General features: G+C 62.5%; 16 protein-coding genes. 4 read left to right on the top strand and 12 right to left on the bottom strand.

Annotated features, from left to right (window positions below):
- Positions 1–18: 18 nt before the first annotated feature.
- The 7 genes from J3P79_RS10820 to J3P79_RS10790 all read right to left on the bottom strand — a co-directional run bounded on the left by J3P79_RS10820 (position 19) and on the right by J3P79_RS10790 (position 9,228).
- Positions 19–1,029, bottom strand: a complete 1,011-nt coding sequence (locus J3P79_RS10820; protein WP_434610341.1) for a Gfo/Idh/MocA family protein — start codon at positions 1,027–1,029, stop codon at positions 19–21.
- Positions 1,030–1,060: 31 nt separating this feature from the next.
- A complete protein-coding gene (gene iolD / locus J3P79_RS10815) occupies positions 1,061–2,992 on the bottom strand; it encodes a 3D-(3,5/4)-trihydroxycyclohexane-1,2-dione acylhydrolase (decyclizing) (protein WP_434610339.1) in 1,932 nt (643 codons plus the stop codon).
- Positions 2,989–3,840: a TIM barrel protein gene (locus J3P79_RS10810; RefSeq protein WP_434610336.1), complete on the bottom strand. Its 852-nt coding sequence runs from the start codon at positions 3,838–3,840 to the stop codon at positions 2,989–2,991. Before J3P79_RS10810 ends, iolD begins: the two co-directional genes overlap by 4 nt.
- A 32-nt stretch (positions 3,841–3,872) precedes the next feature.
- Positions 3,873–5,375, bottom strand: a complete 1,503-nt coding sequence (locus J3P79_RS10805; RefSeq protein WP_434610333.1) for a CoA-acylating methylmalonate-semialdehyde dehydrogenase — start codon at positions 5,373–5,375, stop codon at positions 3,873–3,875.
- Between the two features lie 30 nt (positions 5,376–5,405).
- On the bottom strand, positions 5,406–6,215 hold the full coding sequence (iolB, locus tag J3P79_RS10800; RefSeq protein WP_434610330.1) for a 5-deoxy-glucuronate isomerase: 810 nt from the start codon (positions 6,213–6,215) through the stop codon (positions 5,406–5,408).
- Positions 6,212–7,105 carry a myo-inosose-2 dehydratase gene (gene iolE / locus J3P79_RS10795; RefSeq protein ID WP_434610329.1) on the bottom strand — a complete coding sequence of 298 codons (894 nt, stop codon included), beginning with the start codon at positions 7,103–7,105 and terminating at the stop codon, positions 6,212–6,214. The genes iolB and iolE overlap by 4 nt, the downstream gene beginning before the upstream one ends.
- A gap of 185 nt (positions 7,106–7,290) precedes the next feature.
- Positions 7,291–9,228: a bifunctional 5-dehydro-2-deoxygluconokinase/5-dehydro-2-deoxyphosphogluconate aldolase gene (locus J3P79_RS10790; RefSeq protein ID WP_434610327.1), complete on the bottom strand. Its 1,938-nt coding sequence runs from the start codon at positions 9,226–9,228 to the stop codon at positions 7,291–7,293.
- A gap of 310 nt (positions 9,229–9,538) precedes the next feature.
- Between J3P79_RS10790 and J3P79_RS10785 the strand changes: the two genes are divergently transcribed.
- Both J3P79_RS10785 and J3P79_RS10780 read left to right on the top strand, forming a co-directional pair.
- Positions 9,539–10,459 (top strand): MurR/RpiR family transcriptional regulator, encoded by a 921-nt coding sequence (locus J3P79_RS10785; protein WP_434610324.1) that lies wholly within the window; start codon positions 9,539–9,541, stop codon positions 10,457–10,459.
- A gap of 33 nt (positions 10,460–10,492) precedes the next feature.
- The gene (locus J3P79_RS10780; RefSeq protein ID WP_434610323.1) at positions 10,493–11,104 is read left to right on the top strand and encodes a glutathione S-transferase N-terminal domain-containing protein; all 612 of its coding nucleotides are present in this window, start codon (positions 10,493–10,495) and stop codon (positions 11,102–11,104) included.
- 148 nt (positions 11,105–11,252) lie between these two features.
- Here J3P79_RS10780 and hcnC read toward each other — a convergent pair whose 3' ends face one another.
- From hcnC to hcnA, 3 genes are read right to left on the bottom strand one after another with little or no spacing between them, the layout of a single operon-like run.
- The gene (hcnC, locus tag J3P79_RS10775) at positions 11,253–12,512 is read right to left on the bottom strand and encodes a cyanide-forming glycine dehydrogenase subunit HcnC (protein ID WP_434610320.1); all 1,260 of its coding nucleotides are present in this window, start codon (positions 12,510–12,512) and stop codon (positions 11,253–11,255) included.
- Positions 12,505–13,914, bottom strand: coding sequence for a cyanide-forming glycine dehydrogenase subunit HcnB (gene hcnB, locus J3P79_RS10770; RefSeq protein ID WP_434610318.1), 1,410 nt, complete (start codon positions 13,912–13,914; stop codon positions 12,505–12,507). Before hcnB ends, hcnC begins: the two co-directional genes overlap by 8 nt.
- Positions 13,911–14,234 carry a cyanide-forming glycine dehydrogenase subunit HcnA gene (hcnA, locus tag J3P79_RS10765; RefSeq protein WP_039593049.1) on the bottom strand — a complete coding sequence of 108 codons (324 nt, stop codon included), beginning with the start codon at positions 14,232–14,234 and terminating at the stop codon, positions 13,911–13,913. The genes hcnB and hcnA overlap by 4 nt, the downstream gene beginning before the upstream one ends.
- Before the next feature lie 280 nt (positions 14,235–14,514).
- On the opposite strand from hcnA, the gene J3P79_RS10760 reads away from it, so the two are divergent.
- Positions 14,515–15,198, top strand: a complete 684-nt coding sequence (locus J3P79_RS10760; protein ID WP_039592999.1) for a response regulator transcription factor — start codon at positions 14,515–14,517, stop codon at positions 15,196–15,198.
- A complete protein-coding gene (locus tag J3P79_RS10755; protein ID WP_434610315.1) occupies positions 15,176–16,561 on the top strand; it encodes a sensor histidine kinase in 1,386 nt (461 codons plus the stop codon). Before J3P79_RS10760 ends, J3P79_RS10755 begins: the two co-directional genes overlap by 23 nt.
- Before the next feature lie 41 nt (positions 16,562–16,602).
- Here J3P79_RS10755 and J3P79_RS10750 read toward each other — a convergent pair whose 3' ends face one another.
- Positions 16,603–16,851, bottom strand: a complete 249-nt coding sequence (locus J3P79_RS10750; RefSeq protein ID WP_434610313.1) for a DUF1652 domain-containing protein — start codon at positions 16,849–16,851, stop codon at positions 16,603–16,605.
- A gap of 239 nt (positions 16,852–17,090) precedes the next feature.
- Complete coding sequence (locus J3P79_RS10745) at positions 17,091–18,575, bottom strand: PAS domain S-box protein (protein ID WP_434610311.1); 1,485 nt, start codon at positions 18,573–18,575, stop codon at positions 17,091–17,093.
- Positions 18,576–18,646 lie beyond the last annotated feature (71 nt).

Below are 18,646 nucleotides of genomic sequence, written 5' to 3'. Positions count from 1 at the left end.
TCCACAGGGGAAATGTGGTCAGCCGTAAAAGCGTGGCCGCTCCGGCAGATCAACCTTGACGATCTGCCCACTCTGCTGCGCTTCGATGCAGGCATCCGCCGCCACCGCCGCCGCAAAACCATCCCATGCCGACGGCCCGCCCACTTGCCCGCTGCGCACGCCGTCGATGAACGCCTGCAACTCGACGTCATAAGCGGCAATGAAGCGATCCTTCCAGTCCATCAGGATCGCATTGGACAGTTTGGCGCCGCTGCGCAACTGGACCTGGGACGGCTCCGGCAGCTTGGCGATGCCGGTCTCCCCCACCACTTCGCATTGGATGTCGTAACCGTACTGGCAATTGACGAACACTTCGACGTCGATCCGCGTGCCCCTGGCGGTTTCCAGCAGGACGATCTGCGGATCTCGCAGGTGAGCCAAGGCCTTGCTGGTCTTGCGCGGGAACACCACCTGCACCGACACATAGTCATCGGCCAGCAGCCAGCGCAAGACGTCCAGCTCGTGGATCAGGGTGTCGGTGATCGCCATGTCGGTCTTGTAGTTTTCGCCCACGCTTGGGTTGCGGTGGGCGCAGTGCAGCATCAGCGGTTCGCCGATCTGGCCACTGTCGATCACCGATTTGAGCGCGCGGTAACCTTCATCGTAGGGCCGCATGAAACCGACCTGCACCAGGCGCTTGCCGTGGGCCACTTCGGCTTCGACGATCTTGCGGCAGCCTTCGGCCGTGACCGCCAGGGGTTTCTCGCAGAACACCGGTTTGCCTGCCGCGATGGCCGCCAGCACGAATTCTTCATGGCTCGGCCCCCAGGACGTGACGAGGATCGCCTCGACGTCCGGCGCCTTGATCAGTGCGTGACCGTCGGGGTAGACCTCGGCGGTCAGCTTGAGATCGGCCACCACTTTCGCCGCCTGGGCAAGGTTGATGTCGGTTACCGCCACGACCTGGCTGTTGAGCAAGGTCTGGCTGCAACGACGGATGTGGTCCTGGCCGATGGCCCCGGTGCCGATGACGCCCAGCTTCAAAGACATGTGGAACTCCTTAATGTAGGTGTTGGCGCAATCAGTATTGACGGGCCTTGGCCAGTCGTTCGTTGAGGGTCTTGGCGACGGCATCGGTGCGGGCGCTGGTGGAGACTTGCGCCACGCCGACCCGCCACCAGGACAGGTATTTGTGGATCATGGTCTTGGGCAGGACCTTGATATCGATCAGCGTCGAGACCGTCTGGCGCCGCGCGTCGGCCAGGGCCGCGTGCAGCTCGTCCAGTGTCTTGACCTTGTAGGTCTTGCAACCGTAGGCCGCCGCGCTCATGGCGAAGTCCACCGGCACGAAGCCGCCATCGAGCTTGCCCGTCTCGGGGTTGCGGAAACGGAACTCGGTGCCGAAGCTGTCCATGCCGTGTTCCATCTGCAAATTATTGATGCAACCGAACGTCATGTTGTCCAGCAGCACCACGTTGATCTTGCGACGCTCCTGGATCGAGGTCGCCAGTTCCGAGTGCAGCATCATGTAGGAGCCGTCGCCCACCAACGCGTAGACCTCTTTGTCCGGCTCGGCGAGCTTGACGCCCAAGGCCGCATTCACCTCGTAGCCCATGCACGAGTAGGCATATTCGACGTGGTAGGTGTTCACGCCCTTGCTCCGCCAGCTGCGCTGCAAATCGCCAGGCAGGCTGCCGGCGGCAGCGACGATGATGGCGTCGTCCGCCAAGGTCTGGTTGAGCGTGCCCAGCACGCGGCTCTGGGTCAGGCAGGAGCCGGTGAGTTCGATGAATTCACGAAACACTGCGGGGTCCATGTGGTCATTGATTTCCGGGACGAAATCCTGGGTCTGGAAATCCGCCTGGTAGATCCGGTCCACTTCCGCGTCGAGCTGGGCCTTGGCGTCGGCGATCTGCCCGCCCCATTCGGCACGGTAGTCCCCCAGGTTGCCAGCCAGCGCCTCAAGGCCAGAACGGGCGTCGGCCAGCAGTTGCACGCCGTCCAGTTTCAGCGCATCGCACGGGCTGATGTTGAGGTTGAGAAACTGCACTTCGGGATGCTGGAACAGCCATTTCGACGCCGTGGTGAAATCGCTGTAGCGGGTGCCGATGCCGATGACCAGGTCCGCTTCCTTGGCCAGCAGGTTCGCCGCCAGGCAACCGGTCTCGCCGACGCCGCCTACGTTCAGTGGGTGGCTGGAGACGATGGCGCTTTTTCCCGCCTGGGTTTCGGCAAACGGAATCTCGAAGCGCTCGGCGAAGGCTTGCAATGCAGCGTTGGCCCCGGAATATTTCACGCCGCCGCCGCAGATGATCAGCGGCTTGCGCTTGCCCTTGAACAGCGCCAGGGCATCGCCGAGCATCGCCTCAGTGGCTGGGCGACGGTCGATGCGGTGCACGCGTTTTTGCAGGAAGTAATCCGGATAATCGTAGGCTTCGGCCTGTACGTCCTGGGGCAGCGCCAGGGTCACCGCGCCGGTCTCGGCCGGATCGGTGAGCACGCGCATGGCCTGGATGGCGGCGGTCATCAATTGCTCGGGGCGGTTGATACGGTCCCAGTATTTGCTCACGGCCTTGAAGGCATCGTTGGTGCTGATGCTCAGGTCATGGAACTGTTCGATCTGTTGCAGCACCGGGTCCGGCTGGCGACTGGCGTAGACATCGCCGGGCAACAGCAGCAGCGGGATGCGATTGGCCGTGGCGGTGGCGGCAGCGGTCAGCATGTTCGCCGCGCCGGGACCGACCGACGAGGTACAGGCGTAGATCTTGCGCCGCAGGTGCTGCTTGGCAAACCCGATGGCGGCATGGGCCATGCCCTGCTCGTTGCGGCCCTGATGGACCACCAGGTCGCCGCTGTCCTGCTCCAGCGCCTGTCCCAGGCCCAGCACGTTGCCGTGGCCGAAAATGGTAAACACACCGGCGACGAATTTGCTCTGGACGCCATCGACTTCGATGTACTGGTTATCGAGGAATTTCACCAGGGCCTGGGCCATGGTCAGTCGTGTTGTGGTCATGCTTGCACCTTCTTCAAACGCAACTCGGTCGAGTGGGAGCTTTGCAGGTGGCTCATGCTCGCCCCCAACGCCTGGCGGATGTCAGCCAGCTCGTGGACGCTCTCGGCAAAGGGCTCAAAGGACAGGTAGCCGTCATAACCTCCGCTCACCAGCGCTTCAATCTGCGCGGCATTGCCGAGAATATCCCCCTCGCCCACCAGCACGCGGTGGCCGTCCCGAATCGTCGCCAGCGGCGCCTGGGCATCCTCGACGCCAGAGATGTGCACCAGCCCAGTCAGTTCAGGAAAGAATTCTTGCTCCCCCGCCAGATGATGATGAAAGGTGTCATGCACCAGGCGGAACACATCCAGCCCACCGATGGCCTTGATCGCCTCCACCGCCGTGCGCTTGCGCCGCAGCGCGCATTCTTCGAAGCCCAGGGGTTCGATGAATCCGTAGATACCGAAGGCGCGCAGAATCGGTGCAAGTTCACTGAGGGCCGTGCGCAGCCCCGCTGCCCGTTCGGCCGCGCCGCGGGGGTCGGCGCGGTCGTTGAGCGGGCACATCACCAGCCCCTCGGCGCCGCACTCGCGAGCGTAGTCAGCCAAGCGCACGGCCTGGGCGCGACGTTCTTCGTTCCACACATCGAAGGGGTACAGGGCGTTGATCGACAGCACCTTGATGTCGCGCGCCTCACACAACTCACGCACGCGAGCGGGCGGCATCCCGTCTTCGATCTCGACACCCTTGAGGTCGTTGCGAATCTCGATGGCATCGGTTTTCAACGCCAGCGCCAAGTCGATGAAAGCAGGCAGTGACAGGCGCGGGGCAACCATTCGGTTCAAGGCAAAACGCAGGGGCTTGTTCATTGTTGTTCTCCCTCCGGCATTCATGAAATGAGTTATTGGGCAGTCGGCATGCTGAACTCGGGGCCCTTGGCGATGCTGTCGGGCCAGCGCTGCATCACGCTTTTGTAGCGACTGTAGAAGCGCAGGCCTTCCTCGCCATAGGCATGGTGGTCGCCAAACAGCGAACGCTTCCACCCGCCAAAGGAATGCCAGGCCATCGGCACCGGGATCGGCACGTTGATGCCCACCATGCCGACCTTGATGCTGCGCGCGAACGCCCGGGCGATGCCGCCGTCACGGGTGAAGCACGACACGCCGTTGCCGAACTCATGGGCGTTGATCAGCGCCACCGCCGTGGCGAAGTCCGGTACGCGAACGATGCCCAGCACCGGGCCGAAAATCTCTTGCTGGTAGATGCTCATGTCGGCGGTGACCTGGTCGAACAGCGTCGCACCGACGAAAAATCCCTGCTCGGCCCCCGGCACCTTGAAGCCCCGACCATCAACGATCAGCCGCGCACCCTCGGCCACGCCAGCATCGATGAAGCCTTCTACCTTGGCCTTGTGCTCGGTGGTGACCAGCGGTCCCATGTCAACGCCGGGCTGCTGGCCGTCGCCGACCTTCAATTGATCGATACGCGGCAGCAATCGAGCGATCAGCTCATCGCCGACATCGCCCACCGCCACGGCAATGGAAATCGCCATGCAGCGCTCGCCGGCCGAGCCGTAGGCCGCACCGATCAACGCGTCCGCCGCCTGGTCGAGGTCGGCATCAGGCATGACGATCATGTGGTTCTTCGCCCCGCCCAAGGCCTGTACGCGCTTGCCGTTCGCGGTGCCCTGTTGGTGGATGTATTCAGCGATGGGCGTTGAGCCGACAAAGGAAATCGCCTCGATGTCCGGGTGCTGCAACAGCGCATCCACCGCCGCCTTGTCACCCTGGACCACATTGAAGACGCCGTCCGGCAAGCCGGCTTCGCTCAGCAGCCGGGCCATCAGCAGGCTGGCGGATGGGTCGCGCTCCGAGGGCTTGAGGATGAAGCAGTTGCCGGCAACCAATGCCAGCGGAATCATCCACAACGGCACCATCACCGGGAAGTTGAACGGCGTGACACCGGCGCACACACCCAGGGGCTGGCGCAGGTTCCAGTTGTCGATGCCACCACCGATGTTGTCGCTGAAATCGGTCTTGAGCAGGCTCGGCGCACCGCAGGCGTACTCGACGATCTCGATGCCACGGGTGACTTCGCCATGGGCGTCGGACAGCACCTTGCCGTGCTCACGGCTGATGATTTGCGCCAGTTCGTCGTGGTGACGATCGAGCAGTTCCTTGAACTTGAACATCACCCGCGAACGACGCAACGACGACTGCTCGGACCAGGCCGGGAACGCCGCCAGCGCCGAGGCCACCGCCGCGTCGACGGTACTCGGTTCCGCCAGGGCCACCCGCGCCTGCACCGCGCCGGTGGCCGGGTTGAAGACGTTGCTGGATCGAGCGGTGTCGCCGTCCTGCACTCGACCGTTGATGTAATGGCCTATTACCGGGGTGTCGCTCATTGTCCTGGTTCTCCGTTGGAATGTTCGAATTCAGAGGTCGAGCAGCCAGCTGTGCTGCGGGTCGTTATGGAACTGCCAGACCCGCTTCGGACCGGCCATGACATTCAGGTAATACGACTCGTACCCGTAGGGCACGCTGACCGGGTGGTAACCCTTGGGCACCACCACCAGGTCGCTGTTTTCCACGGCCATGGCCTGGTCGATGCTGCGGTCGTCGGTGTAGACGCGCTGGAACACGAAGCCCTGGGACGGGTTGACCTGGTGGTAATAGGTTTCTTCGAGGAAGCTCTGGTGCGGCAGGTCGTCGGTGTCGTGCTTATGCGGCGGGTAGCTGGACGAGTGACCGGACGGCGTGCGCACTTCCACCACCAGCAGCGAATGGGCCGGTTCGCTGTCGGGCAGGATGTCGCAGACATAACGGGTATTGGCACCCTTGCCGCGCACACTGCGTTTCATGCTGTCGGGGCGGATCAGCCGTGGGCCGTGTTCGTTTTGAGCGGCACCTGGCGCGGCGCATACCGCCACCTGCACATCGCTCAGCGCGGTGATTTGGGCTTGGCTGCCGGGCGGCAGATAAGCAGCAAAGGGGGATTTATCCTCGAACACCGATTGGCGATCACCGAGGTTGTCCCAATTGAAAGCACCCTGCCCCGGCGCCTCGCCCTCGAGGTCGATGCGCCCGCTGAGCAAGACCACGCACAGCTCCTTGTCACCGGCCATCACGGGAAGGGTTTCGCCGAGGCTCAGGCGGTAGGCGGCGAACCCCACGTATTCCAAGGTGCCATGGGGCAGTTCGACCAGCTTCTGGCCACCGGGGGTGCCCTTGATCAGCAGACTCATGCCGGAATCCTCTCTTGCAGCAGGGCACGCAAGGTGTCGTAGCCCTTCTTGGCGTAGGCATAACTCGGCGCCACGGCGGGGTCCTGCTCGGCTTCTACCACCAGCCACCCGTGGTAGTCGGCGGCCAGCAAGACGTCGAGCAACGCGGCGAAATCGATGTCGCCATCCCCCGGCACGGTGAAGGTGCCGTTGATGATGCAATCGGGGAAGCTCCAGAGGTTATTGCGCGCCAGTTGCACCACCGGTTTGCGCACATCCTTGAAGTGCACATGGCAGATGCGTTCGATGTGTTTGCGCAGGACTTGCAAGGGTTCGCCGCCGCCCATGTAGCAATGGCCCGAATCGAACAACAGGCCAACCTCGCTGCCGGTCAGGGCCATCAGCTTGTCGATATCCGAAGGCGATTCGACGTAGGCACCCATGTGGTGGTGATACGCCAGGCGCACGCCGTGGGACAAGGTGAAGCGCGCCAGTTCGGTGACCTTGTCGGCGTAGGCTTGCCAGGCTTCGTCAGTGTGGAAGCGCGGGCGTTCGATCAGCGGGATGCGCTGGCCCTGGATCGAATCGGCGACTTCGCCGTAGACCAGCACCTTCGCGCCATTGTGCGCCAACAGCTCGACATGGCTGGCGATAGCATCGATTTCCTCAGCCGCCGAACGCCGGGCCAAGCGGCTGGAATACCAGCCGGACACCAGCGCCAGGTCATACGGGCGCAAGACGTCGCCGACGCCCTTGGCGTCCTTGGGGAACTTGCCGTTTAGCTCAAACCCTTCGTAGCCGATTTCCTTGCCTTCGCTGAGCGCCGTGCTCAAGGGCGTCTCGCCGCCGAGGGACGGCAGGTCGTCGTTGCTCCAGGAAATCGGGTTGATGCCAATTCGAATAGCGGGCATGGCTGCACCTTTTATTGTTTTCTCTAATGTTTAACCGATCATCGGTGGCGAGGGAGCTTGCTCCCGCTCGGCTGCGAAGCAGACGCAAAACCTATGGATGCGGTCTCCCTTTGGAATCGGGGTAACAGGCTTTAGGACTGCTTCGCAGTCCAGCGGGAGCAAGCTCCCTCGCCACAAGAGCCCCTTCAAGCCCGCGCCGCACGCCACGCCTCGATCAGTTCCACAAACCGCTCCTGCACGTCCCGGATCAACGTCTCATCATCGATCTCACCGGCCATCCAGGCCCGGCTCGGTTCCTGGAAAATCGTTCGGCCCACGGCGAACCCCCGGCAGGTGGTGCTCCGGCTGGCCTGGCGGAAGCCTTCGGCGAGCGCGGCGGCCGGGGCGTTGAGGCCCAGCAGCACCACGCCACGGCAGTATGGGTCGCGCTGTTGGATGAGCTCGTCGAGCTGCTGCCATTCTTCGGCTGTCTGCGCTTCGATCTTCCACCACGCGGGGAAAATGCCCAGGTTGTAGAGGCGCTTGAGCGCACGATAGAGCACGTCCGGATGAGCCGATGGATGATCCTTTGGCGGGATGACTTCCAACAGCAACTCATGGCCGCTGACCTGGGAGGCCTTGTACAAACCCATCAATTGCGCCTCCTGTTCCAAGCGCAGAAGCGGTTCGTCGTCGGGGTGAAATTGCACCAGGCATTTGATGATCTGTTCCTGCGGCCAGGCGATCAGGTTGCTGCCAATGGAGCGCCCGTGCTCGAACGCCAGCGGCCGCGAGCCTTGCACCTCCACCGGCCGCGCCACCCACCAGCCCCGCCCGGTGGCTGCGTTGAGCGAATCCTGGCCGAAACGCTGATCGGCCAGCAGCCCGACGTCGGCATCGATGCCCTGGCGCTTCAAGTCGGCTTCGACCCGTTCCACCGCCTGGATGAACAGTTGCTTGAGTTCCGCGATGCTGCTCAGCTCGCGACCGCCCTTCTGGGCCAGTTCCACCAATTGCCAGCGATGGTCGAAGGCAAAGATGAACAGCTGCTTCCAGGCCTTGCGCGGCACGCTGACCCGATGCAGCCGTTGCAGCACGGCATCCTGGTCCGGCCGGGTGATGGGCACCGGGCTCTTGAACAGATAATCGAGCTCGGCCCGGGTCGGCATCGCCGGGGCGCACGCATGGCGCGACACCACCAGGCCGCCGCAGGCATTGGCCAATTGGCAGCAGCGCTCATCACTGGCGTCTTCCAGCCAACCGGCGAGGAAACCCGACATGAATGCATCGCCAGCACCCAGGACATTCAAGACTTCGACCCGTACGCCTGGGTAAATTGCGCCGTCTTCCAATCGGCTCGGGATATCGCCATGGATCACCGTGCAGCCCTGCGGGCCAAGCTTGACCACAAGCGTTGCCGCCGTCAGCGAGCGCACAGTACGCAGCGCGGTCAACAGGTCCTCGCTGCCGCCAGCGATGAGGAACTCTTCTTCAGTGCCGACGATCAGGTCGAAACGCGGCAGGATGCTTTGCACGTGCTGGCTGACCTTGCGGTCGGCGACGAAACGGGTTTCACCGTCCGCCTTGCCCGCCAGGCCCCAGAGGACCGGGCGATAATCGATATCGAGGACGCATTTGACGTTGTGTTTTCGGGCATGGTCCAGCGCCTGGATGCTCGCGCTGTAGACGCCTTCGGTGGAGAAATGCGTGCCGGTGATCAGCAGCGCCTTGCTGGACGCGATGAAGGCTTCGTCGATGTCTTCGGCCCGCAGCGCCATGTCTGCGCAGTTTTCACGATAGAACACCAAGGGAAACGTCTCGCGATCCTTGATGCCCAGCAGGACCATGGCGGTCAGGCGCTCGGCATCGACCTTGATGCCACTGACATCGCAGCCTTCGCGAGCGAGGGACTGCACCAGGAAGCGCCCCATGTGGTCCTCGCCCACGCGGCTCAACATCGCCGATTTCAGCCCAAGACGGGCCGTGCCGAAGGCGATGTTGGCCGATGATCCGCCCAGGTACTTGGCGAAGCTTGAAACATCTTCCAGGCGTGCGCCAACCTGCTGCGCGTAGAGATCGACGCCCAGGCGTCCCAGGCAGATCACATCCAATTGACGCCCACTGGCAAAACGAGTCTGGCCCATGCTGGCTCCTGTTATTTTTATCAGCCTGCGCTTGTCGCCGGAACCGACGCCAACGCTTTGGTGAATGCAGACTAAAACGAGCAAGCGGCAATAATCAATATTTTTTCCATAAAATTTTATCATGGAATATTTTTTCCAATATGCTACTGCTCAACCGGGCCAGACGCAGTGCATCGTTTCAGCAGGCGTTACAACTTCGTTCAGCCATGATTTTCTCCGCGCCTACGCTGTAGACTGCACCAGCCAACCTATTGTCGAGGGCCGGCCCGTTCGCCAGCCGCCCTATAAGAACAAGCCAGAAGGATTTCCTATGACCCGCCCCGATCTGCCGGCGCCGTCCGAGAGCGCGTCCGAAGCCGCCCTCCCCAGCCCACCGATCAACGCCGAGCGGCTGTTGCAACTGATCACCGAGGAGTACGAAAGTCTGCCGCGACAGCTCAAGCGCATTGCCAGCTACATGAGCCAGCAAAGCGACCGGATCATGGTCGACCGCATCAGCGACATCGCCCGGGAATGCGAAGTCCACCCTTCGGCCATCGTGCGGTTCTCCCAGCGCTTCGGGTTCAGCGGGTTCAGCGAGATGCAGGCCTTGTTCCGCGAGGCGTACACCCACAAGACCACCCCGGTGCAGAACTACCAGCAACGCATTCGCAGCATGATCGCCAACAAGTCGCAGAAGGCCAACGCCGGCGACCTGGCCCGCGAGTGCGTCAACGCGACCCTTTCTGGCATCGAGCGCCTGGGACTGGAACTGGACGACGAGGCGTTTGAAAAAGCCGTGGACCTGGTGGTCAACGCCGACAACATCTATGTCGTCGGCGTGCGGCGTTCATTCGCCGTGGCCGATTACCTCGTCTACAACCTGCAGCACACCAACAAGCGCATTCACCTGGTGTCCGGCCTGGGCGGCAGTTACCGCGAGCAGATGCGCAGCGTGCGCGCCAACGATCTGGTGATTGCCATCAGCTTTACGCCCTACGGCAAGGAAACCCAGCACTGCTTGCGCATTGCCCAGCATCACCAGGCCAAGACCCTGATCATCACCGACAGCAACCTGTCTCCGCTGGCCAAACGGGCCAATGCGGTGTTGCTGGTCAATGAAGGCAGCTCTTTCGCGTTCCGCTCGTTGAGTGCCACCTTGTGCCTGTGCCAGGCGTTGTTCATTGCCGTGGCCTACCGGCTTGAACTCAAGGTCGATGAAATCCATGAACAGGTCGGCTTCGAGGATTGAACCCGGCCTTTAGAACCCGTTGAAGGAGAAACCATGAAACTGATCGGCATGCTGGACTCGCCCTATGTGCGACGCGTCGCTATTTCCGCCAAACGGCTGGGAGTCTCCCTGGAACATGAATCGGTTTCGGTGTTCAGGCAATTCGAGCATTTCCAGAGCATCAACCCGGTAGTCAAGGCGCCCACATTGGTGCTGGATGATGGCTCGGTGTTGATGGATTCCACTTTGATCATCGATTACCTGGAGGCGCTGGCAGGGCCATCCCACAGCCTGATGCCGAACGATTTGGCCCAACGGTTGCGCTCGTTGCGACTGGTCGGGTTGGCGCTCGCGGCGTGCGAAAAATCGGTGCAAATCTATTACGAACGCACGTTGCGCCCGGCCGACATCCAGCATGCGCCGTGGCTCGCGCGGGTATCGGGCCAGTTGCTGGCAGCTTACGGTGAGTTGGAAAGGGAACTGGCGAACCAGCCACTGCCCACCGATGGTTCGATCGACCAGGCCGGCATTACCATCGCGGTGGCGTGGACCTTCACCAACCTCCTGGTCGCGGATCAGGTCGAAGGCAAGGCCTTCCCACGGATCAGCGCATTTACCGCGTACGCCGAAGGGTTGGAAGTGTTCATCAGCACACCGGTGGAATAACCGCTGGATACAATCCTGTGTGGGAGCGAGCTTGCTCGCGATGGCGGCGTATCGATCACCATTGATATTGGCTGAACGGACGCTATCGTCGGATCGCCGCCCGGAGCAAGCTCGCTCCCACAGGGGACCGGCTGATCATAGGATTTGCTCAGACCGGCTCCATTTCCCTTGGTTCTGCAATCGGCGCCACCACGAAGCGGTCCGCCAGGAACGGTGTGATGTCCAGCGGCAACGGCTCGTTGTTGATCAACTTGTCCAGCAGCACTCCGGTAATGGCCGAGGTGAGGATGCCGGTGCGGAAATGCCCGCAGGCGTTCAGGTAGCCGTCCACGCCGCGCATCGGACCCAGGATCGGTAACTCGTCAGGTGAGCCGGGACGCAGGCCAGCCCAGGTGCGCTTGAGGTTGATGTCGACCAGTTGCGGGATGCAGCGCATGGCACCTTGCACCAGCCCTTCGATTTCCGGGTAGGTGGTGGTCACGTCGAACCCTTTGTCCTCCGTGGTACTGCCGATCAGGATTTCACCGTTGTCTTTCTGCGCCACGTAGCAATCGCTGGTGGTCAGGCAACCGTTGAGGATTTTCGGCATGCGTTCGGTCAACAGGATCTGCCCCTTGACCGGCTTGACCGGAATCCGCACGCCCGTAGCCTGCTCGCTCAGGTCCGCCGCCCAGGCGCCGGCGGCGTTGATCAGCGTCCCGCAGCTGAACGTTCCGGCCTCGGCGGTCTTCACACCTGTGACCCGCGTCCCGCTTCGCAACACTTCAGTGACGTGGGTGTTGAAAAACAGGTCGACACCGTTCTGCCGCGCGCCCTCGGTGTAGGCGTCGGCCAGTCGAAACGGGCTGACCTGGTGATCGCAGAGAAACTCCAGCGCGCCGAGGGCCTCATGGCTGACACTCGGCTCTGCCTCGCGCAAGGCCGCCTGGTCGAGCCAGCGCACCTGGTCGGCCAGATGGGGGATGCAGGCGACGATGTGCTCGGCGTACAAACGGTCCTCATCGTCATAGATCACGAACTTCAGCCCGGTCTTTTCGAACTTGAAATCCATGCCATGGCGGTCCATCAGCTCCTGGTGCAATTGCGGGTACATCGCGTTGGACTGCAAGGCGAACTCGAAGAATGAGTCGGGCAGGATGTGTGGCGTACTGGCATCCACCGCCACGGCGGCACCTTGGGCCTGGCGCTTGCGATTGGCCGACATCATGCGAAAGAAAATCACCCCGCAGCCCAGGCCCACCGATTCACCAATGGCCCACAAACCGCCCGCCGATGCACGGGTAGCGTTGCCGGGGCGCTTGGCGTCGATCAGGGCGATCTTCAAATGCTTGCGCTTGGACAACTGATAGGCACAGGAAGCGCCGATCACGCCGCCACCGGCAATCACCACGTCATAAGGCTTAGTCATGGGAAGCGGCCTCCGTGCCGATATTCTGGAATGCTGAAAAAGGCACCGGATCGATGGGGAAGCGCGGTCGCAACCAGCCCACATCGGCCCGCCCCGTCGCCTCGCGCAACCGGTCGCTGCAGTAACCGACGCACATGCGTCCCTGGCAGTCGCCCATGCTTACGCGGGTGCGCATTTTCAGGCTGGCCATGTCTTGCACGCCCTGCTCCAGCGCCCGATCGATGTCGGCGCGGGTGGCATGTTCGCAGCGACAGATCACCGTGTCGGCGGCAGGCAGCGCCGTTTGGCCCGCCCCGCGCTGGGTGTAGCGATCGACGGCGGCGCGAAAACGAAGGATGCGCTCCAGTTGCGCCTGATACCGATCGCGACGCCCAAGGGCCGTCGCCTCATCCAGGACATTGCGTTGCACCAGCACCGACAACGCGGCGATGCGCCCGCTCAGCATGGCCGCCTCTCCCCCGCGGATCCCGCCCATGTCACCCGCCAGATGAACATGCGCCTCGCTGCCGCGTTGCCAGGCATCGGCCACGGCCCGCAGATACCCGTCATCGCTGAAGCCGTGTTCCAGGCCCATCTGCTGGCTCAACTGGGTGCGCGGGATAAACCCGTAGCCGACTGCCAGCGTCTGGGCCGGCACCTCCTCGGCGCGCGTAAGGTCCGGCGTCCAATCGGCGGAGTACGGTGCGACGGTCACGCCGCTCAACTCGCCCTCGCCCTCGGCTCGCACCACGCCCCAGCCATAGCGCACGGGAATGCGATGCCGCTTGAGATACGCGAGCATGCCCAGGCCATCGAGGAACAGTTGCGGTTTATTGAGCAAGGCGAGGCTTTCCTTGGCGATCCTGCCGAACGCACACGCCTCGTAGACACCCGCCACGGTAACGCCCGAGGCGTGCAGTTGACAGGCCACCAACGGCAACAGCGGGCCCGTCCCGGCGATCACCACCGGGCTCGGCGGCCTGACCACGCCGCTCTTGATCTGCAACTGCAAGCCGCCAAGCATCATCACGCCCGGCAGGGTCCAGCCGGGGAACGGCACGCTGCGCTCATGACATCCCGCTGCCAGTATCAACTGCGAATAGGCAACCTCACACAGGCGCTCATCCGCATCGAGCACCATCAGCGCCCGGAACCCCTCGGCCCCGATGACACGACTGCCCAATCGCACATCGATCAAATCGGCATGGCGCTGGAATTCCCCGTGAAGGTTCTCCAAGGCTTCGCTGTAGCGGGGCCCCAGGTAATCCAGGCGCACGCCATCGCGCAGGGGGCCGCGATACACCACGCCACCGAGGCGCGGTGCCTCTTCGAGCAAGGTGCAACGTACCTTGTGGGAGGCCAGTTCAATGGCCGCCGCCATACCCGCCGGCCCGCCGCCGACGATCACCGGAGCGTGGTTCATGGCGCCTCCGTTTCAGCGATGCGGTTGGCCCGGGTTTCGATCTGCATGCCGGGGCGCACCAGCGTCTGGCAGGCGCGACGTTTGTGGCGACCGTCGATCTTGACCAGGCAGCACTGGCAAACGCCCATCCCGCAATAGGCACCGCTGAGTTGGCCGTGGTCGTTACGGGCGACCTGGCGTTGGCCCAGGGCCTGGATGACGGTGAGTACGGTTTCGCCCTGGGCGGCGTTGACAGCCTTTCCGTCCAGGTGCACGGTCATGTCAGCCTGTTTCAATGGCTGGATATCGAATTGTCGGTGTAATAGGTCTTGAGGTTGCATCATGCAGCTCTTCCTTGAAAGTTCAGTCGGTGTCGGCTCCCTGCGGCACGCCACTCCCCGGCTCGCGTCAATGCCCGTCGGCGACAGCGCACCAAAACAGGACGACGGGCGCAGCATGCTGGTGCACGGCGCAATAATGTTAGGGATTATTTGTGACGAAGTGTTGATCCAGGCCAGTAAACGCCCCCGCTCGCGCCCATGAACTTTTTTTCAGAAAGCCGACAGGTATTCTTTGGCAGAATGCTGCGCAGTCGCTCAATTTACTCACCCGGTACTGCCCATGAACCGCATCCTGACCATCGAAGACGACGCCGTGACCGCCCGGGAAATCGTCGCCGAACTGACCCGCAACGGCCTGGACGTCGACTGGGTCGACAACGGCCGCGAGGGCCTGGAACGCGCGGTCAGCGGTGACTACGACCTGATCACCCTCGACCGCATGCTGCCCGAGCTCGACGGCCTGGTGATCGTCACCACGCTGCGGACCATGGGCGTGGCCACGCCGATCCTGATGATCAGCGCCCTCTCCGATGTCGACGAACGCGTCCGTGGCCTGCGCGCCGGTGGCGACGACTACCTGACCAAGCCGTTCGCCACCGATGAAATGGCCGCCCGGGTCGAGGTGTTGCTGCGACGCAACAATGGCGCCCGCGAACCGGAGACCGTGCTGCGGGTGGCGGACCTGGAGCTGAACCTGATCAGCCGCGAAGCCAGTCGCAACGGGCAATTGCTCAGCCTGCTGCCCACCGAATACAAGTTGCTGGAATTCTTGATGCGCAACAGCGGCCAGATCCTCTCGCGCATGATGATTTTCGAGGAGGTCTGGGGTTACCACTTTGACCCTGGCACCAACCTGATCGACGTCCACATCGGGCGCCTGCGCAAGAAAATCGACCCGCCGGGCCTGGAACCGCTGATTCGCACGGTACGAGGTTCCGGCTATGTCATTGCTGAACCCCGCTAAGGGCTGGCGCTCTTCCAGCAGCCGCCTGCTGGCGCTCTACAGCGCGTTGTTCGTGATCTGGAGCGCGATCCTGATGGGGGTGATGTATTACGAGGTGTTCGGCTACCTCGACAGCCTCGCCAAACATTCGCTGATGCAACGCCAGCACCTGTTCGCCCGTATCCACGGCGACCAGCTGGAAGACGCGTTGATGGCCAGCCTGACGCTCGACGAGCGAGGCGTCGACGCCTACGGCCTGTTCGACCCAACGCTGCGTCATCTGAGCGGACCGATCCAGCGCATCCCCGCCGACCTGCCGCTGGACGGCAAGATCCATATGCTTGGCGGTTGCGTCGATTCCGACGACCCGAGCATGCCTTCCGATAGTTGCGATGCAATAGCGACCCGGACCCAGGATGGTCGCTGGCTGGTGCTGGCGCGGGATAACGGCTCGTTGTTCGCCGTGACACGCATCATTTCACACGCGCTGTTATGGGGCGTATCGCTGACCATCCTGCCAGGCATCGCCGGCTGGCACCTGTTGCGGCGCCGGCCGTTGCGGCGCATTCGCAAATTGCAAGCCAGTGCCGAAGCCATCGTCGCCGGTGACCTGACCCATCGCCTGCCGCTGTCGAGTCGCCGCGATGAACTGGACATGCTGGCGGCGATCGTCAACGCCATGCTGGATCGCATCGAACGGCTGATGAACGAGGTCAAGGGCGTCTGCGACAACATTGCCCATGACTTGCGCACTCCACTGACGCGCCTGCGGGCCCAGCTCTATCGCATCCAGCAGGAAGCGGCGGACGGCTCGCCCGAAGCGCTTCAGATGGATCAGGTGATTGCCGAGACCGACACGCTGATGGCGCGGTTTCGCGGGCTGTTGCGGATCTCGGAACTGGAAGATCAGCAGCGTCGCTCCGGGTTCATGCGCCTGGATCCGCTGCAGTTATTGCACGAGTTGCATGATTTCTATCTGCCGCTGGCTGAAGAACGCGAGCTGGTTTTCACGCTGGAAGTACCCGACAGCCTGCCCCTGCTCAACGGCGACCGAGCGTTGCTGTTCGAGGCCGTGTCCAACCTGCTGAGCAATTCCATCAAGTTCACCCCGCCGGGCGGCGAGGTGATCTTGCGCGGGGTCGACCAGGGCGACAGTACCCGCATCGAAGTGCTCGACTCCGGGCCGGGCATTCCCGAGGCGGAACGCAAGGCGGTGTTTCGCCGTTTCTACCGCGCCGAGGGCAGCAGCCAGCACGGCGGATTCGGCCTTGGCCTGTCCATCGTTGCGGCGATTGTCAATTTGCACGGGTTCAAGCTGGAGGTGGATCGCAGCGAGTCGGGAGGTGCCCGACTGGTGCTCGATTGCCGGGCGACGTTGCTGTAGAGAAGCGGCACCTGTGGGAACTGAACTTTGTGGCGAGGAAATCAGGCTGGATCGCTGCGATGCAACGGCGTGTTCTGCAGTTCGTAGCGCAGTTCGTCGATCAGCTTCTCCAGGCTCTCTTCAGACCGGACGCTGTCGACGCTCATGCCGCTGACTACCAGGTCGACCTCGCCGCTTTCCTGGTGGTACAGACGTATAGTAAGCGTGCCGTCGCCATTGAGGCTGCATTCGCAGGACAGCGGGGCAAAACTTTTCTCGAGACGGGCGCGTAGCGGAGCAAGATGGGTCATCGGTCGCACCTCAGCTTCGAAGTCGCAAATGACCGGTGAACGCACCCGGCCTCCTGGCTGCCGCAGACGTCCTGTCGATCTCACACTTGAACGGTTTGTTGCACATTGTGGCGCATTCCTTGACTGTTTCGTGGGGACGCGGCGTCAATAACTATGCCGCACCCTCTCAGCCTAAGGACGTAGGCGACCGGGCAGAACCCGAATTTGCACCAAGGCGCCAGGTGCATATGCACTAGCCATCATGGTGCCTTCATCCGCCATTCGTTCGAGAACAGGCCCCTTTCCCTTGCCCAGACAATCGCCTCGCTGCGGCTGTGAACGTCGAGTTTGGAATACAGCGTCGCCACGTGATTGCGCACGGTGTTGGGGGCCAGCTTCAAGCGTGCGGCGATTTCCTTGTCCGCCAACCCCTCGCAGATCAGCCCCAGCACGTCACGCTCCCGAGCCGTCAGTTCCGTGAACGACGTCGTCGGGGTTTGCGCGTTGATACTTTTCACGTTGGCGAGTTTTTCAATCAACGTCCGACTGAACCATGAGGCGTCCTTCATCACTTCTTCGATGGCGGCGACCAGTTCCAGCTCCGAGCGCTTGCGTTCGGTGATGTTCATCAGCACCAGCAGATAGCAGGGCTTGTCCTGGATGACAACAGTGTCGGCCGCCACTTCGCAATCGATCTGCTCACCGCCTTTCTTGTGCACCTTGATGTCGACGCTGGACACCGTGGCGGTCTTTTCCAGCCGGGCAAACAGTGCCGCGCCCGCCGCCTTGTCGAGAAATCCGATTTCCTCGACGGTCTTGCCCACCAGTTCTTCGCTGGCGTAACCGGTCGCTTGGAGAAAGGCTTCGTTGATTTCCAGCAGTTGTTGCTCGGCGCTGCAAATCAATGTCGGTACCGGAGACAGGCGGAATGATTTGGCAAAGCGCTCCTCGCTTTGGCGAAGCGCCGTCTCGGCCTTGCGCCGGGGCTCCATGTCCATGAAGGAAAACAGCATGCAGTCTTCATCGTGCAGGTCCAGTGGCTGGCCGGCGACGATCACTTGTTTGTGGGTGCCGTCGGGCAAGCGCATTTCCGCCTGCATCTGCGGAATGGTCGCACCCTGGCCCAGGCGCTCGATGGCCAGGTCACGCTTCTCCGCCGCCACGAGCACGTCCAGCTCATACACCGAACGCCCGATCACCTGTTCACGGCTATAGCCGGTCATTTCCAGGAAACCCGCATTGACCTTGATGTAGCGCAAATCGCTGAGACGACAAATCACCGCCGGCGCCGGGTTGGCGGCAAAGGTTCTCTCGAAACGTTGCTCGGCACTGGCCCATTCGGTGGCATCGCTGAGAATCAGCACCAGGTACTCCGGCTCGCCGGCACGGTCGCTCAAGACCATGCTGCGGATGCGATGTACCCAGGTCCGATCCGGGTCGGCGTCTGGCGTGACTTCCACCAGCACATCGCTGAATTCATCGCCACGAGCGACGCGGGCGATGGGGTAGTTGTTTTCGGGCAGCACGTGGTTGTTGCGGTAGCGCAGATGGAAACGCTTGGCGTATTGCTTGGCATTGGCGCCCAGTTCGCCGAGCTCCGTGACGCCGTGCATGGCCAGGGCGGCTTCATTGGCCCAGGCGATGGTCTGGTCGACCTCGACGAGTATCACGCCGTCCGACAACCCGGCGATGATCTGCAGTAACTGGCGGCGATTGGTATCGGTGTTCGGGACGTCCTGATTCATTCGGTCTCCATGGGTCGTCACGTTCAGGCGTGGATGCGTTGAAGGTTACGACCACGAGGGCTTGGGATAGT

This window comes from Pseudomonas sp. R1-7 (assembly GCF_051132105.1).
Taxonomy (GTDB): domain Bacteria; phylum Pseudomonadota; class Gammaproteobacteria; order Pseudomonadales; family Pseudomonadaceae; genus Aquipseudomonas.
The sequence above is the reverse complement of the archived record's forward strand: the minus strand, read 5'-3'. Positions and strand labels throughout refer to the sequence as shown.

Excerpts from the sequence above, each read along its gene's own strand:
- J3P79_RS10820 (WP_434610341.1), bottom strand. The coding sequence starts at position 1,029 with ATGTCTTTGAAGCTGGGCGTCATCGGCACCGGGGCCATCGGCCAGGAC.
- iolD (WP_434610339.1), bottom strand. The coding sequence starts at position 2,992 with ATGACCACAACACGACTGACCATGGCCCAGGCCCTGGTGAAATTCCTC.
- J3P79_RS10810 (WP_434610336.1), bottom strand. The coding sequence starts at position 3,840 with ATGAACAAGCCCCTGCGTTTTGCCTTGAACCGAATGGTTGCCCCGCGC.
- J3P79_RS10805 (WP_434610333.1), bottom strand. The coding sequence starts at position 5,375 with ATGAGCGACACCCCGGTAATAGGCCATTACATCAACGGTCGAGTGCAG.
- iolB (WP_434610330.1), bottom strand. The coding sequence starts at position 6,215 with ATGAGTCTGCTGATCAAGGGCACCCCCGGTGGCCAGAAGCTGGTCGAA.
- iolE (WP_434610329.1), bottom strand. The coding sequence starts at position 7,105 with ATGCCCGCTATTCGAATTGGCATCAACCCGATTTCCTGGAGCAACGAC.
- J3P79_RS10790 (WP_434610327.1), bottom strand. The coding sequence starts at position 9,228 with ATGGGCCAGACTCGTTTTGCCAGTGGGCGTCAATTGGATGTGATCTGC.
- J3P79_RS10785 (WP_434610324.1), top strand. The coding sequence starts at position 9,539 with ATGACCCGCCCCGATCTGCCGGCGCCGTCCGAGAGCGCGTCCGAAGCC.
- J3P79_RS10780 (WP_434610323.1), top strand. The coding sequence starts at position 10,493 with ATGAAACTGATCGGCATGCTGGACTCGCCCTATGTGCGACGCGTCGCT.
- hcnC (WP_434610320.1), bottom strand. The coding sequence starts at position 12,512 with ATGACTAAGCCTTATGACGTGGTGATTGCCGGTGGCGGCGTGATCGGC.
- hcnB (WP_434610318.1), bottom strand. The coding sequence starts at position 13,914 with ATGAACCACGCTCCGGTGATCGTCGGCGGCGGGCCGGCGGGTATGGCG.
- hcnA (WP_039593049.1), bottom strand. The coding sequence starts at position 14,234 with ATGCAACCTCAAGACCTATTACACCGACAATTCGATATCCAGCCATTG.
- J3P79_RS10760 (WP_039592999.1), top strand. The coding sequence starts at position 14,515 with ATGAACCGCATCCTGACCATCGAAGACGACGCCGTGACCGCCCGGGAA.
- J3P79_RS10755 (WP_434610315.1), top strand. The coding sequence starts at position 15,176 with ATGTCATTGCTGAACCCCGCTAAGGGCTGGCGCTCTTCCAGCAGCCGC.
- J3P79_RS10750 (WP_434610313.1), bottom strand. The coding sequence starts at position 16,851 with ATGACCCATCTTGCTCCGCTACGCGCCCGTCTCGAGAAAAGTTTTGCC.
- J3P79_RS10745 (WP_434610311.1), bottom strand. The coding sequence starts at position 18,575 with ATGAATCAGGACGTCCCGAACACCGATACCAATCGCCGCCAGTTACTG.